Source organism: Pigmentiphaga sp. H8, assembly GCF_003854895.1.
Taxonomy (GTDB): domain Bacteria; phylum Pseudomonadota; class Gammaproteobacteria; order Burkholderiales; family Burkholderiaceae_B; genus Pigmentiphaga.
Genome location: NZ_CP033966.1, coordinates 3,414,416 through 3,427,019, shown reverse-complemented (window position 1 = coordinate 3,427,019; position 12,604 = coordinate 3,414,416). Strand labels below are relative to the sequence as shown.

Genomic DNA, 12,604 nt, shown 5'->3' with positions numbered 1-12,604 from the left:
ATCTTGCACTCCAATGGACTAGGATCAAGAGACGGACTCCTGGAGGCCAGTCATGAACCAAGTCGTCGAACACGCCGCCGTTCAATACTTCCTGAAATCCCGCGTGCACGATCTGCCGGAGGGACAGTTCCGAGGCTATGTCGAGGTCAAGGCCCGCTCGGGCAAGGACATGCTGGACAGCCGGCTCAGGTACTGCCCGCTGATACGCGGCACCTGGAACGAAGCCATCGAGGACGCCGAGCGCCTGGCCGAAAGCATGCGCGCCGCCGACTACCAGGACGGCGAATGCTTCGTCTTCTCCATGCGCGGCGCCAGCAGCTTCGATGCGCTGATGAACATGTTCGGCAGCGCGCCGGCCCGGCCTAGCCGTTGATGATTTCGCCGCCGTTGGGGTGCAGGACCTGGCCGGTCATGTAGCTGGCGTCGTCCGACGCCAGGAAGACGTAGCAGGGGGCCACTTCCTCCGGTTGGCCGGGGCGCTTCATCGGCACCTTCGAGCCGAAGGTGGAGACCTCCTCGGCGCTGAACGAAGCGGGGATAAGGGGGGTCCAGATCGGCCCCGGCGCCACCGCGTTCACGCGTATGCCGCGCTCGACCACCGCCGACGACAGTGAACGGGTGAAGGCGACGATCGCGCCCTTGGTGGCGGCGTAGTCGATCAGGTGCGAGCTGCCCCGATAGGCGGTGACCGACGTCGTGTTGATGATGGCGCCGCCGGACCCCATGTGCGGCAGGGCTTCGCGGCTCAGGTTGAACATGCCGAAGAAGTTCGTGCGGAAAGTCCGCTCCAGCTGGGCGCTGTCGATGTCCTCCAGCGCCTTGCGCGGATGCTGCTCGGCGGCATTGTTGACGAGGACATCGATGCGGCCGAACTCTTCCATGGCGCGCCGCACGATCTCGCGGCAATGCGATTCGCTGCCGAGGTCGCCGGCCATGCCCACGCAGCGGCGTCCCGCCTGGGTCACCAGCCGGCGGGTTTCCTCGGCGTCGGCGGTCTCGTCCAGGTAGGTGAAAAGGATGTCCGCGCCTTCCTTGGCGAAGGCCACCGCCACCGCGCGGCCGATGCCGCTGTCGCCGCCGGTGACGATGGCGCAGCGGCCCTCGAGCTTGTCCGACCCCCGGTAATCCGGGCGCGTCGTCCTGGGCTCGGGATGCATGTCTGTCTGCATGCCGGGTTGCCTGGGTTGTTGCTGGGGGGGCAGGGTCTGCGGATTGGATTTGCCTGGCATCGTCGGTCTCCCATGAAAAGAAACGGGTGGCCGGCGTTTCCAGCAACTTGCGTGCCCCGGCTTGCTAGCGTGGCGCCACGAATGCCTCGGAACTTTCGTACTGGACGTCCAGCAGCTCGAATACCTGCATGGCCAGCGCCACGCAGGCGTTCGTGAGCTGCCAGGGAAGCGAAGCGGGGACGCGGTCCTGCAACAGCAGCTTGGTTGCAGCGAGATGGGGGCTGGGGTCCAGCAAGCGGTGGCCGAAGGCGCCCAGCAGCTCGTCCGTGGCGGTTTGCGCCAGGCGCTGCGCCGGCGCGTCCGCTGGCCACTGCGAGGGCAGGCCCCAGGCGCGCGGCATCCATTCCAGGTCGCGCAGCACGGTGCGCATGTCTTCGTGGGAATCGCGAAAGGGCAGCAGGACCAGGTCCGCCAGGTTGGCGAGATGGCTGTCGGTATCCGAGCGGTTGCCACCGCCGTCGATGACGCCGAACCAGTCGCCGACCTCGTTCAGCGTGGCGACGACCTTGGCCAGGTTGCCGGCATCGCGGGCGTCGAAAGGCAGGTAGAGGCGGTTTTCCTTGGAAAGGCGCTCACGCTCGAGGTCTGTCAGCACGCATACCACGCGCTTGCCCAGCAGCGCCATGCCATGCGAGATCATGTGCGACAACGTGGTCTTGCCGGTACCTCCCTTGTTTCCCAGCACGCATACGATCTGGGCCATGACCTCCCCTGGGCGGGCACGGGCGCGGGCCGTACCTGTCCGCTAGTATGGCCGGCGTGCGGCCAGGTCGAAAGCGCGAATAACGGTGAATAGCGCCGGTTGTTCGGCGCCGCGGGGGGGCGGCGCCGGAATCTCAGGCGGCGCGGCGCTCGGCGGCGCCGGCCACGACCTGCCAGGCGGCGTCGATCAGGGCGGGATCGTTGGCGGCCAGCAGGCGGCTGTCGGACAGCATCTGGCGCCAGCGGCGGGCGCCGCCCTGCGTGTTGAACAGGCCCAGCATGTGGCGGACGATCGAGCGCAGGGGCACGCCGCGGGCCACCTGTCGGCCGGCGTAGTCCATCATGGCCCGCACCACGGTCTCGTCGTCGGGGATGGGGGCATCCGGCCACAGCAGGCGGGACAGCTCGGACAGCACGCGGGGCCGGTGATAGGCCTCGCGCCCGAGCATGACGCCGTCCAGTTCGCCCCCGCCGTGGCCGATGTGGGCCAGCGCGGCCGGCTCGGTCAGCCCACCGTTGAGCACGATCAGGACGTGAGGGAAGTCGCGCTTGAGCTGGCGCGCCACGTCGTAGCGCAGCGGCGGGATCTCGCGGTTTTCCTTGGGCGACAGGCCCTTGAGCACGGCGTTGCGGGCGTGGACGATGAAAACCTCGCAGCCCGCTTCGTGCACCGTGCCGACGAAATCGCGCACGAAGGCGTAGGACTCGTCGTAGTCCAGGCCGATGCGGTGCTTGACCGTGACCGGGATGCCGACCGCGTCGCGCATGGCCTTCACGCAGTCGGCCACCAGGGTCGGCGTGGACATCAGGCAGGCGCCGAACGCGCCTTTCTGTACCCGGTCCGACGGGCAGCCGCAGTTCAGGTTGATCTCGTCGTAGCCCCATTCCTGGCCGGCGCGAGCCGCGCGCGCCAGGGCCTCGGGTTCGTTGCCGCCCAGTTGCAGTGCGACCGGGTGCTCGGCGCGATCGAAATCGAGGTGCCGGGCGGCATCGCCGTAGATGATGGCGCCGGTGGCGATCATCTCGGTGTACAGGCGGGCATGCGGGGATAGCAGCCGGTGGAAGTAGCGGCAATGGCGGTCGGTCCAGTCGATCATGGGCGCGACACACAGCTCCCAGCCGCCAAGTCTTTGATTTGAAAGCATAATGCCGCAATCATAACCTGCCGCGTGGTTAACCGATATCATTGCCGTCACGTCTAGACCCCGGAGATCCTCTTCATGCGCAAGCAATTCCTTGCCGCCACGCTATTGCTGGCCGGCTCGCTGGGCACGGCCTATGCCGCCAATCTCAGCTTCCTGAACGAGTCCATCCTGTTGCGCATTCCCAAGGCCCAGGCCACCGAGTTCTCGGCCGAGGTCGGACGCGTGCTGAACGACGTGGCCGACGGCCAGAAATCCAGTTGGGCCAGCAAGCCCGCGCGGGCGCGCCAGGTGCCGGTCAATGTCACGTTCGCGCCGAAGAACACCACCCGTACCAGCAAGGGCCAGACTTGCCGCTTCCTGGCGGCAGACGTGGCCCAGGGCACGGCCAAGGAGAACTGGGGCTTCTGGTTCTGCAAGCAGGAGAACGGCGCCTGGCGCGCGAGCGCGATGTAGCCGCCACGCGACTGCCGCGGCGTCCGCGCGCCGCTATTCCAGCTTGATTCCCAGCCGCTTGATCACCTCGCCCCAGCGGCGCGTATCGGTTTCGATGCGCGCCGCCATGTCGGCCGGCGAGCCGCCCGTTGCCTCCCAGCCTTGCGCCGCCAGCTTGGCCCGAACCGGGGCCGACCGCAGGATGGCGTTGATCTCTTTCGCCAGCATGGCGGCCACCGGCGCCGGCGTGGCGCGCGGCGCGTAGGCGCCTATCCAGAGTTCCGCGGCAAAGCCCGGCAGGCTCGCGGCCTGGGCGACGGTCGGCACGCCCGGCGCCAGCGGCGAAGGCTGCGCCGACGTGACGCCCAGTACGCGCACCTTGCCCGCCTTGGCCTGTTCGATGGCCCCCGAGGGCGCCATGAAACCCGCCTGGATCTGCCCGCTCATCACGGCCATGGTGACCTGGGGGAAGCCTTGGTAGGGCACGTGCATCATCCGGATGCCCGCTTCCTGCGCGAACAGCTCGCCCGTCAGGTGCGAGCCCGATCCCACGCCCACCGACCCGTACGAGATCTCCTTGTGGCGGGCGCGCGCGTCGGCCAGCAGGTCGTGCAGCGTGGCATAGGGCAGCTTGGGATCGATGACCAGAATCTGCGGACTGACCGCGGCCAATGACAAGGGTTGCAGGTCCCGGGCGACGTCGTAGGGCAGGTTGGGATAGAGCAGGGCCGAGGTGGTCAGCGGGCCGTGGGCGGTGACGCCGAAGGTATGGCCGTCGGTGGCGCGCGCCACCAGGTCGACGCCGATGTTGCCGGCGGCGCCGGGCTTGTTCTCGACGATGACCGGCTTGCCCAGCTTCTGCGACAGCGGCTCGGCGATCAGCCGGGCCACCGTGTCGGGCGAGGTGCCGGCGGGAAAGCCGACGATGAGCTTGATCGGCTGGGTGGGCCAGGGGGCGTCGGCGCCGTGCGCCATTCCCGTGGCAAGCAGGCCGCCCGACAGGACGGTGAAGGCGACCAGCCTGCGCCGGCGTGGCGCGGAACGGTGCGAAATGCAGGGCATGGATGTCTCCTTTTCTTGGATGGATGAAGGACGGGAGGGGGTGTCACGCTTGCAGGGGCACGGTGGTGGGCAGGACCTGGGCCATGCGCCGTATGCCCGCCTCGGCGGCCTCGCCCAGCTCGAACTCGAAATTGCCGAGCAGCGCGCGCAGCGCCGCGGGCGGCGAGGCCACGCCGTGGCGCGCGCAATGGCGTTCGATGGCCAGGTCCGGCTGGGCGGCGTACCGGGACAGGGAGGCCGCCAGGCCGGCGCGCAGCGGTTCCAGTGCGTCGTCCGCCAGGTCCCGGCGATGGACCCATATCGCCGAGACCACCGGGGTGCCTTGCCACTCCCACCATTCCCGCCCCAGGTCGTGGACATGCGGGAAGCGTCCCCGCGCCGCTTCCTCGACCGCCTGGTCCTGGATCAGGAGCCGAGGCATGGACGGGTCGGCGGTCAGGCCGCGCCGCCAGCGGCCGATGCGCAGCCCGTACTTGCCCGCCAGGATGGCATGCAGCACTCGCAGCGACGTGGCGGTCTCGTCGCAGATCGCGATGTCCGCGCCGTCCAGTTCGTGGATGGGGCGCGGCGAGAACAGCAGTACGCTGCCCGCGCGCTGGCGGTAGGCCAGGCCCAGCCCGCCCAGGCGCGGCCATGGTTCGCCGCGCGCCAGCCAGTCCACCGTGGCCATGGGCGTCGCGTCCAGCAGGCCGGCGTCGGCCATGGCCAGGACCGTGCTGGACATGCAGGGAACGCGCCGCATCGGCCAGTCCTCGCTGCCGACGTAGAACGGAATCCAGGGCACCGATTGGAAATGCCCGACGCGCAGGCCGCCCTCACGCATAGTGGACATAGGCATAGCCGCGATGCATCAACCGCTGGCCGCCCTGGTAGTCCGCGGGCGAGGCCGAATGCAGCGAGGCGCGGTTGTCCCAGAAGACCAGGTCGCCGACCTGCCACTTGTGGCGGTAGATCGCCTCGGGGCGGGTGGCGTGGGCGACCAGCTCCGCGGACAGCCGCTGCGCTTCCTCGTCGGAATAGCCGCTGATGCCCCGGACCAGGGTCGGGCTGATGAAATACAACGGGCGGCCGGTTACCGGATGGCGCTGCACCAGCTCGTGTTCCCGGTCCGGCCACCTGGCGCGGTCGGCTGCCGACAGGGGCTGGGCCGAGCCGGGGTTGCGGGCCAGCAGGTAGTCGTTGTGCTGGTTGAAGTTATGGACCACGGTCCTGCCGTCGATGCGGGCCTTCAGCGCCGCCGGCAGGGTTTCGTAGGCCCTGCCCATGCTGGCGAACAGCGTGTCGCCGCCGACCTGCGGCGTCATCACGCAGTACAGCATCGTGACCCCGTCGACGTGCTGGTCGCTGGCCGTGTCGCTGTGCCACAGGTTGCCGTAGCGGTCCAGGAAGGCCGACGGCGTGCCGTCGGGGTGGCGGGTGTTGCCCACGCGGCCGATCTCGGGCGTGCCCGGGACGTGGAACTCCTTGCGCTGCGAGATCTTGGGCGTGCCGAAGCGGCGCAGCAGCGCGGCCTGCGCGGGCGCGGCCAGCGATTGTCCGCGCACGACGACGACGGAATGGCGGTGATAGGCGTCCAGCAGCGACTGGAACTGCTCGTCGCCCAGGGGCTGGCCGAGGTCGCAACCCAGGACTTCCACTCCCACGTCGGGATGGAGGGGACGCAAAGCAAGCGGCATGGCGGGGTTCTCCGGAAAGTTCTTGACGTTCCGCCACGTTAATCCTCATGCTATTTATATAGAATCCACCAAAAAGCGCGATCATTATTCGCGAAAACAGAGAGGTCATGGACACTATCGTCAATTTCCGGACCTTCATCGCCGTGGCGCAGGCCGGCAGCTTTTCCAAGGCGGCCCGCCAGCTGGGCATCGCCGCGTCCGTCGTGACCAAGCGCATCGACCAGCTCGAATGGCGCGCCCGCGCCCGGCTGTTCGAGCGCAGCACCCGCCGCCTGGCCCTGACCGACGAAGGCCAGCGCCTGCTGCCCGCGGCCCGGCGCATCGTCCACGACGTCGAGGACGCGTTCGGCAGCGCGCTGGGCCAGGCGCACGAACTGGAGGGGCATCTGCGCATCAAGGTGCCGACTTCGCTGACCGCGATGTGTCTGGGCGATGCGCTGGGGCGCTTCCTGGAGGTCCATCCCAAGGTCAGCATGGACGTGGTGGTGATCGACCGGCCCGTGAATCCCATCCAGGAAGGGTTCGACATCGTGGTCGGCATGCTGCCGGCTTCGTACGACGGCGTGCTCGAGGCCGGCCTGTGCCCGCTGCCGCGCATGGCGGTGGCGGCGCCGTCCTATCTTGCCGCGCGCGGCCGTCCCGCCCATCCCACGGATCTGGCGCGGCACGCGCTGTTGAATTTCCAGCCCACGGGGCCGGTCTGGACCTTCCAGGGGCCGAACGGGCCGATCGCGGTCGACGTGGCGCCGCGCCTGAGCACCAACGATGGACACGTGCTGCTGAATTCGGCGTTGCGGGGCAATGGCATCGCGATCCTGTCGGCCTATATCGTCGATGGCGCGCTGGGCCGGGGCGAACTGGTCCGCGTGCTGGAGGACTTCGCCATTCCCGAATACTGGATACGCGCCCTGGTGCCTCACAGCCGGACCCACCTGGGCCGGGTACAGGCGCTGCTGTCCTGGCTCAGGGATGAGTTCACGCCGCTGCCGCCGTGGGCGCGGCACGAAAGTTGCGGCATGCCGGTCTCTTCCTGAAGGAGCGCGCCATGCCGAACCATCCCGCTTCCCCGCCCAGTCCCCGCCAGGCGGACGATCAGCCGCGCGAGCAGCAGCGCAGCCACGGCGACACGCAGAACCGCACCAAGAAGGACGGCCATACCGACCAGATCGGCACCGGCGGCAACCAGACCTCGCAGCGTCAGCGGGGCGGCGGCGCCCGGCGGACCGGGCCTTAGGGCAGGACCTTGCCGGGGTTCATCAGGCCGTCCGGATCCAGCGCCTGCTTGATCCGGTGCATGAGATCCAGGGCCACCGCGCTCTTGTAGCGGGCCAGCTCGCCACGCTTGAGCTGGCCGATGCCGTGTTCCGCGCTGATCGACCCGCCGTGCGCGTGCACGCTGTCGTGCACCAGGCGGTAGACCTCGTCCTGGCGCAGCAGGAAATCGGCTTCCGGGATGGCTGGTGGCCGGCTGACGTTGTAGTGCAGGTTGCCGTCGCCCAGGTGGCCGAAGGTGACGTGACGCACGCCGGGAATGGCCGCCTGTAGCAGCGCGTCCGTCGTGGCGACGAAGGCGGGGATGCGCGAGGCGGGGACCGAGATGTCGTGCTTGATGTTCTTGCCCTCCCAGGACTGGGCGGCGGAGATGCTTTCGCGCAAGTGCCACAGCGCGCGGCTTTGCGCCAGGCTGGCGGCCACCGCGGCGTCCTGCGCCAGGCCCTGTTCCAGCGCCTGCTGCAGGACCGCGTGGAAGCGTTCCTGGGCATGCGCCGCGCTTTCGCTGTCGGACACTTCCAGCAGCGCGTACCAGGGCGTGGGGCCGATCGGCAGCTTCTGGTCGGGGAAGGCGCGGGTGACCACGTCCAGGCTGGCCTGGGACATGGCCTCGAAGCCGGTCAGCGCCGCGCCGAAGCCCGAGCGGGCCAGGCCCAGCAGCGCGACGGCGGCTTCCAGCGAGGGCAGGGCCACGAGGGCCGTGCATTGCGCCACGGGCAGTGGATAGAGCCGCAGCGTGGCGGCGGTGATGATGCCCAGCGTGCCTTCGCTGCCTATGTACAAGTCGCGCAGGTCGTAGCCGGTGTTGTCCTTGCGCAGGCCGCGCAGGCCGTCCCAGATTTCGCCGTCGGCCGTGACGACTTCCAGTCCCAGCGCCAGTTCGCGCGCGTTGCCATAGCGCAGGACCTGGGTGCCGCCGGCATTGGTGGCCAGGTTGCCGCCCACGGTGCAACTGCCTTCCGAGGCCAGGCTGAGCGGAAAGAGCCGTCCGGCCTCGCGCGCCCAATCCTGCACGGCCTGGAGCACGCAGCCGGCTTCGACGGTGATGGTGTCGTCGTCGGTGTCGAGAGCGCGCAGCCGGTCCAGGCGCCGCGTCGACACCACCACCGCGCGGCCTTCGGCGTCGGGCGTGGCGCCGCCCGCCAGTCCGGTGTTGCCGCCCTGCGGCACGATGGGGACGCCGTGCCGACGGCACAGGCGCACGACGCCCGCGACTTCGTCGGCCGTGCCGGGCCGGACCACCGCCTGTGCCGCCCCGGTGTAGCGGCCGCGCCAGTCGGTCAGGTAGGGCGCGGCGTCCTGGCCGGTCAGCACCTGGCCGGCTCCCAGCAGGTTCGCGAGTTCGGTCAGCAGTTCCATGCCGGTTGCTCCCTGGCGGCGGTCAGCCCGCCTGTTTGTCTGCCGCCTTGGCGGCCTTGCGGGCGGCCTGCGCGGCGCGCTTGGCCGGCCGCACGTACAGGATGGCGCACCAGAAGAAGACCGTGGTCAGCGCGACCTCGGCCCAGGCTACGTACGAGGACGGCGCGGGGTCGGTGGTCGCGCGCACCACGCCTTCCATGAAATAGAGCAGGATCAGCATCGACGCCCACTGGTAGGTGTACAGGTTGCCGCGGAGCACGCCGCGCAGCGGCAGCAGCAGCGGCAGAGCCTTGAGCGCCAGCATCGAGCCGGGCCGCAGCGGCGCCAGCACGGTTTCCCAGGCGATGCACAGCACGATCAGGGCCAGCAGCGAGATCGAGGCGACCAGGCGCAGTCGCGGGTTGAGGTCGACGGAGGGAGCGTTCATCGTGCGGGGGCCTGCCGGCCGGTGCGGAGTTCGAGGGCGGTGCGGGCCAGGCGCATGCCGAGCGCTTCGGCCAACTGGGTTTCGTCGCGCTGCATGGGCAGGCTGTTGTCGACGCCGGCCACGTGCGAGGCGCCATACGGCGTGCCGCCGTGGCGCGTGGCCATCAGCGCGGGTTCGGTGAAGGGCAGGCCCAGCAGCAGCATGCCGTGATGGAGCAGCGGCAGCATCATGCTGAGCAGCGTGCTTTCCTGTCCGCCGTGCATGGACCCGGTGGACGTGAAGACGGCCGCCGGCTTGCCCGCCAGGCTTCCCGCCAGCCACTGCTGGGTGGTATGGTCGATGAAGTGCTTCATGGGCGCGGCCATGTTGCCGAAGCGGGTGGGCGATCCCAGCGCCAGGCCCGCGCATTCTTCCAGGTCCGCCGGTTCGACGTAGGGCGGGCCGCTGTCGGGAATGGCGGGGGCCGTGGCCTCGCACACGGCCGAGACCGGCGGAACCGTGCGCAGGCGCGCCCGCGCGCCGGGCACGCGTTCCACGCCCAGCGCGATGTGCTCGGCCAACTGGCGTGTCGCGCCGTGCCGGCTGTAGTACAAGATCAGAATATCCATAGGCCCGTATTATCCCTCGACATGGTCCAGAAAGCTCCCGAGCCCGATACTTCCTTCACGCCGCCACCCCCTTCGGGCGCCGCTTCCATCCAGGCGCGCGCCATCGCGCTGCGCCGCAGCCTGCTCGCCAACGAGTCGTGGCCCGTGCGCGTGGGACGGCTGCTGCGGTTCGCGCTGCAGCGCGCGGCCGACGAGCGCATCACCCAGGTCGCCTCCAGCCTGACCTTCACCTCGGTGCTGTCGATGGTGCCGCTGCTGGCGGTGGCGCTGGCGCTGTTCACCGCCTTTCCGCTGTTCCGCGAGTTCCAGGGAGCGCTCGAGCAATTCCTGATCACCAACCTGATGCCGCCTTCGGTGGCGGACAACATCATGGAGTACCTGAACCAGTTCGCGCAAAAGGCGAGCCGGTTGACCGCGGTGGGCGGCATCTTCCTGATGATCACGGCCGTGTCGCTGATGCTGACCATCGACAAGGCCCTGAACGAGATCTGGCACGTGCGCAAGGGCCGGCCGCTGCCGCAGCGGGTGCTGATCTACTGGGCCACGCTCACGCTGGGGCCGGTGCTGATCGGCGCCAGCCTGTGGGCCACGTCCTTCCTGGCCCGCGAATCCATGGGCCTGGTGGGCGATGTTCCCGCGCCTGTCGGCGTGCTGCTGTCCTTCATTCCGCTGATCCTGACGGGCCTGGCCTTCGGTGCGCTGTTCATGGTGGTGCCCAACCGGCACGTCGAGGCGCGCGACGCGATGACGGGCGGCTTCGCGGCGGCCATCGTGCTGGAAATCATGAAGTCGGCCTTCGCGTTCTACCTGACGCGCTTTCCCACCTACACCGTGTTGTACGGCGCCTTCGCCACGCTGCCGATCTTCCTGATGTGGATCTACATGTCGTGGCTCGTGACGCTGTTCGGCGCCACGCTGGCGGCCAGCCTGCCGCTGATCCGCATGGGGCGCTGGGAAACCGTGCGGCGGCCGGGGCGGCCGTTCGTCGATGCCTTGTCCATCCTGCGCGCGCTGTCGTCGGTGCGCGACCGCAATCCGCCGGGCCTGAGCACGCTGTCGCTGCGCAGCCGGCTGAACCTGCACCACGACGAGTTGATGGTGGTGCTCGACACCCTGTCCAGCATCGGCTACATCGCCCGCATCGGCGATGCCGGCGCCGCCCGCGAGCGCTGGGCCATGGTGTGCGATCCCACGGTGGCCACCCTGGCTCCCGTGGTGGACCGGCTGCTGCTGGACCGGGCGCCGCTGGCCGACGACCCCATGCTGCTGCACGCGGTGAACGCCGCCTGGGAAAGCGGCTCGGTCACCATCGCCGAGGCCCTGAAACAGCGGCCCGAGGACGTCGAGGCGGAACTGGCGCTGGACCGCGAGCTGGAGCTGGAGCCGGACCGGGAGGAAGAGGAAGCCGAGGCCGAGGAAGAGGCGGCCGAGGGCGTGGAGGACGAGCGGCTGCGCCGCCTGCGCGCCTCGTGACCTGGCGCGGCCCGCACCTGCCGCGCCGTCATTCCCGCCGTTATTCCAGCCGCCAGTACACCCCGCCCATGCCGCAGCGCATGGGCACCGAGGGCACGTAGAACACTGTTTCCGCCCGCGCGTTGCCGGCCACCTCGGCCGCGCCCATGGCCACTACCCAGGCCAGGAGCTCCGCCGCGCCGCCATCCCCGCCGGTCAGCAGTTTCTCGAAGGTCAATTCGCGCTTGACCCGCCCGGCGTTGCCTTCTTCCATCAAGGCCAGGAACCAGCGGTCGAATTCCTCGTGCACGGTGAAGTAGTCCTTGCCGCCGGGGTCGTGCGACAGGCCGCCCGTGCCCATGATGACCACCCGTTCGTCGGACGGGAAGGCCTGGACGATGCGCGCGATCGTCTCGCCCACCGCATAGCAGTGCGCCGCGGAGGGCACCGGCGGCACGATGGGGTTCATGTGGATGGGAACGAAGCGCACGTCGTAGCGCGGGAACAGGAACTTGAGCGGCACCGACCAGTTGTCGTCGAACAGCAGCTTGTCGGCGAACGCGTGGTTGATACCCGCCTTGGCCGATTCGCGCACCAGCGCGCGGCCCAGGTCGCGGTGGCCGCGCACCGTGTAGTCCGGCACGTTCAGCCAGTCGCGGAACCACGGCGCCGGACCGGCCCATTGTTCGCCTATGCCCACGCAGAAGTCCGGAATGTTGTCCAGCGGGAAGTTCAGCAGGTGGTCGTTGGCGATGCCGATGACCACGTCGGGCCGCACTTCGTCCATCAGCTTCTGGAACTGCGCGTAGCCGTCCAGCACGCCGTCCTGCTCGTGCTGGGGCGCCTTGTCTATCCAGCCCGTGACGCCGGGTGCGTGGGCCACGCCCAGGGTTGCGACGATTTTTGCCATGTCTTTCTCCGGATCAGTCCTGCGATGCGATGCCCATTTTTTCTGCGTACAGGCGCGCCGCGTCGCTGTCGTTGTGGTTGCGCGAGCCGCCCTTGAAGAGCCGCGATATCTGCGGCAGGAAGTAGGGGTGCACACCCATGGCGCCCAGCGCCTCGATGTCCATGTCCCGCCACGCGCGCTTTTCTTCGTCCGACAGGCCGTACGCGGCCATGGATGCTTCGATGTCCTGCTTGAAGGCGAGGTACTTCTGTTCGTCGCGCCGCAGTTCGAACACCATGCGGTTCGATGGCAGGGTCTTGTCGGTGTCTTGGATTCCCATGTCGGCTCCTT

16 protein-coding genes are annotated in these 12,604 nt (G+C 69.0%); 5 read left to right on the top strand and 11 right to left on the bottom strand.

The features are described from left to right. Positions 1 to 52: 52 nt before the first annotated feature. The gene (locus EGT29_RS16195; RefSeq protein WP_124689948.1) at positions 53 to 373 is read left to right on the top strand and encodes a hypothetical protein; all 321 of its coding nucleotides are present in this window, start codon (positions 53 to 55) and stop codon (positions 371 to 373) included. On the opposite strand, the gene EGT29_RS16190 is transcribed toward EGT29_RS16195, so the two are convergent. The 3 genes from EGT29_RS16190 to dusA all read right to left on the bottom strand — a co-directional run bounded on the left by EGT29_RS16190 (position 363) and on the right by dusA (position 3,076). Next, the gene (locus tag EGT29_RS16190) at positions 363 to 1,229 is read right to left on the bottom strand and encodes an SDR family oxidoreductase (RefSeq protein ID WP_124689947.1); all 867 of its coding nucleotides are present in this window, start codon (positions 1,227 to 1,229) and stop codon (positions 363 to 365) included. The genes EGT29_RS16195 and EGT29_RS16190 overlap by 11 nt on opposite strands. 64 nt (positions 1,230 to 1,293) lie before the next feature. Next, positions 1,294 to 1,932: an AAA family ATPase gene (locus tag EGT29_RS16185; protein WP_124689946.1), complete on the bottom strand. Its 639-nt coding sequence runs from the start codon at positions 1,930 to 1,932 to the stop codon at positions 1,294 to 1,296. Between the two features lie 133 nt (positions 1,933 to 2,065). After that, positions 2,066 to 3,076 carry a tRNA dihydrouridine(20/20a) synthase DusA gene (dusA, locus tag EGT29_RS16180; protein ID WP_124689945.1) on the bottom strand — a complete coding sequence of 337 codons (1,011 nt, stop codon included), beginning with the start codon at positions 3,074 to 3,076 and terminating at the stop codon, positions 2,066 to 2,068. Between the two features lie 75 nt (positions 3,077 to 3,151). Between dusA and EGT29_RS16175 the strand changes: the two genes are divergently transcribed. Continuing rightward, positions 3,152 to 3,529: a hypothetical protein gene (locus EGT29_RS16175; protein ID WP_124689944.1), complete on the top strand. Its 378-nt coding sequence runs from the start codon at positions 3,152 to 3,154 to the stop codon at positions 3,527 to 3,529. Positions 3,530 to 3,562: 33 nt separating this feature from the next. Here the strand turns inward: EGT29_RS16175 and EGT29_RS16170 are convergent, their stop codons facing one another. Genes EGT29_RS16170 through EGT29_RS16160 form a run of 3 tightly spaced genes read right to left on the bottom strand, consistent with a single transcriptional unit; the run spans position 3,563 to position 6,246 of the window. Then, positions 3,563 to 4,570: a tripartite tricarboxylate transporter substrate binding protein gene (locus EGT29_RS16170; RefSeq protein WP_124689943.1), complete on the bottom strand. Its 1,008-nt coding sequence runs from the start codon at positions 4,568 to 4,570 to the stop codon at positions 3,563 to 3,565. Between the two features lie 43 nt (positions 4,571 to 4,613). Further along, positions 4,614 to 5,402: a menaquinone biosynthetic enzyme MqnA/MqnD family protein gene (locus EGT29_RS16165; protein ID WP_161567837.1), complete on the bottom strand. Its 789-nt coding sequence runs from the start codon at positions 5,400 to 5,402 to the stop codon at positions 4,614 to 4,616. After that, on the bottom strand, positions 5,386 to 6,246 hold the full coding sequence (locus EGT29_RS16160; protein ID WP_124689941.1) for a TauD/TfdA family dioxygenase: 861 nt from the start codon (positions 6,244 to 6,246) through the stop codon (positions 5,386 to 5,388). Before EGT29_RS16160 ends, EGT29_RS16165 begins: the two co-directional genes overlap by 17 nt. Positions 6,247 to 6,353: 107 nt before the next feature. Here EGT29_RS16160 and EGT29_RS16155 point away from each other — a divergent pair, with 107 nt between their 5' ends. Both EGT29_RS16155 and EGT29_RS16150 read left to right on the top strand, forming a co-directional pair. Beyond that, positions 6,354 to 7,280: a LysR family transcriptional regulator gene (locus EGT29_RS16155; RefSeq protein ID WP_124689940.1), complete on the top strand. Its 927-nt coding sequence runs from the start codon at positions 6,354 to 6,356 to the stop codon at positions 7,278 to 7,280. A gap of 11 nt (positions 7,281 to 7,291) precedes the next feature. Next, positions 7,292 to 7,480, top strand: a complete 189-nt coding sequence (locus EGT29_RS16150; RefSeq protein ID WP_087839227.1) for a hypothetical protein — start codon at positions 7,292 to 7,294, stop codon at positions 7,478 to 7,480. Here the strand turns inward: EGT29_RS16150 and EGT29_RS16145 are convergent. The 3 genes from EGT29_RS16145 to wrbA are packed head-to-tail and all read right to left on the bottom strand — an operon-like array spanning position 7,477 to position 9,912. Further along, positions 7,477 to 8,877, bottom strand: coding sequence for an FAD-binding oxidoreductase (locus EGT29_RS16145; RefSeq protein WP_124689939.1), 1,401 nt, complete (start codon positions 8,875 to 8,877; stop codon positions 7,477 to 7,479). The genes EGT29_RS16150 and EGT29_RS16145 overlap by 4 nt on opposite strands. A gap of 22 nt (positions 8,878 to 8,899) precedes the next feature. Then, the gene (locus EGT29_RS16140) at positions 8,900 to 9,304 is read right to left on the bottom strand and encodes a DUF2069 domain-containing protein (protein WP_124689938.1); all 405 of its coding nucleotides are present in this window, start codon (positions 9,302 to 9,304) and stop codon (positions 8,900 to 8,902) included. Beyond that, positions 9,301 to 9,912 carry an NAD(P)H:quinone oxidoreductase gene (gene wrbA / locus EGT29_RS16135; protein ID WP_124689937.1) on the bottom strand — a complete coding sequence of 204 codons (612 nt, stop codon included), beginning with the start codon at positions 9,910 to 9,912 and terminating at the stop codon, positions 9,301 to 9,303. The genes EGT29_RS16140 and wrbA overlap by 4 nt, the downstream gene beginning before the upstream one ends. 21 nt (positions 9,913 to 9,933) lie before the next feature. Between wrbA and EGT29_RS16130 the strand changes: the two genes are divergently transcribed. Next, positions 9,934 to 11,385, top strand: a complete 1,452-nt coding sequence (locus EGT29_RS16130; protein WP_192901758.1) for a YihY family inner membrane protein — start codon at positions 9,934 to 9,936, stop codon at positions 11,383 to 11,385. A gap of 40 nt (positions 11,386 to 11,425) precedes the next feature. Here the strand turns inward: EGT29_RS16130 and EGT29_RS16125 are convergent, their stop codons facing one another. Together EGT29_RS16125 and EGT29_RS16120 are read right to left on the bottom strand one after the other, a co-directional pair. Next, the gene (locus tag EGT29_RS16125) at positions 11,426 to 12,274 is read right to left on the bottom strand and encodes a hypothetical protein (protein WP_124689936.1); all 849 of its coding nucleotides are present in this window, start codon (positions 12,272 to 12,274) and stop codon (positions 11,426 to 11,428) included. 13 nt (positions 12,275 to 12,287) lie between these two features. Then, positions 12,288 to 12,593 (bottom strand): hypothetical protein, encoded by a 306-nt coding sequence (locus tag EGT29_RS16120; RefSeq protein WP_124689935.1) that lies wholly within the window; start codon positions 12,591 to 12,593, stop codon positions 12,288 to 12,290. Positions 12,594 to 12,604 lie beyond the last annotated feature (11 nt).

Coding starts and splice junctions, on each gene's coding strand:
- EGT29_RS16195 (WP_124689948.1), top strand. CDS start 53: ATGAACCAAGTCGTCGAACACGCCGCCGTTCAATACTTCCTGAAATCC.
- EGT29_RS16190 (WP_124689947.1), bottom strand. CDS start 1,229: ATGCCAGGCAAATCCAATCCGCAGACCCTGCCCCCCCAGCAACAACCC.
- EGT29_RS16185 (WP_124689946.1), bottom strand. CDS start 1,932: ATGGCCCAGATCGTATGCGTGCTGGGAAACAAGGGAGGTACCGGCAAG.
- dusA (WP_124689945.1), bottom strand. CDS start 3,076: ATGCTTTCAAATCAAAGACTTGGCGGCTGGGAGCTGTGTGTCGCGCCC.
- EGT29_RS16175 (WP_124689944.1), top strand. CDS start 3,152: ATGCGCAAGCAATTCCTTGCCGCCACGCTATTGCTGGCCGGCTCGCTG.
- EGT29_RS16170 (WP_124689943.1), bottom strand. CDS start 4,570: ATGCCCTGCATTTCGCACCGTTCCGCGCCACGCCGGCGCAGGCTGGTC.
- EGT29_RS16165 (WP_161567837.1), bottom strand. CDS start 5,402: ATGTCCACTATGCGTGAGGGCGGCCTGCGCGTCGGGCATTTCCAATCG.
- EGT29_RS16160 (WP_124689941.1), bottom strand. CDS start 6,246: ATGCCGCTTGCTTTGCGTCCCCTCCATCCCGACGTGGGAGTGGAAGTC.
- EGT29_RS16155 (WP_124689940.1), top strand. CDS start 6,354: ATGGACACTATCGTCAATTTCCGGACCTTCATCGCCGTGGCGCAGGCC.
- EGT29_RS16150 (WP_087839227.1), top strand. CDS start 7,292: ATGCCGAACCATCCCGCTTCCCCGCCCAGTCCCCGCCAGGCGGACGAT.
- EGT29_RS16145 (WP_124689939.1), bottom strand. CDS start 8,877: ATGGAACTGCTGACCGAACTCGCGAACCTGCTGGGAGCCGGCCAGGTG.
- EGT29_RS16140 (WP_124689938.1), bottom strand. CDS start 9,304: ATGAACGCTCCCTCCGTCGACCTCAACCCGCGACTGCGCCTGGTCGCC.
- wrbA (WP_124689937.1), bottom strand. CDS start 9,912: ATGGATATTCTGATCTTGTACTACAGCCGGCACGGCGCGACACGCCAG.
- EGT29_RS16130 (WP_192901758.1), top strand. CDS start 9,934: ATGGTCCAGAAAGCTCCCGAGCCCGATACTTCCTTCACGCCGCCACCC.
- EGT29_RS16125 (WP_124689936.1), bottom strand. CDS start 12,274: ATGGCAAAAATCGTCGCAACCCTGGGCGTGGCCCACGCACCCGGCGTC.
- EGT29_RS16120 (WP_124689935.1), bottom strand. CDS start 12,593: ATGGGAATCCAAGACACCGACAAGACCCTGCCATCGAACCGCATGGTG.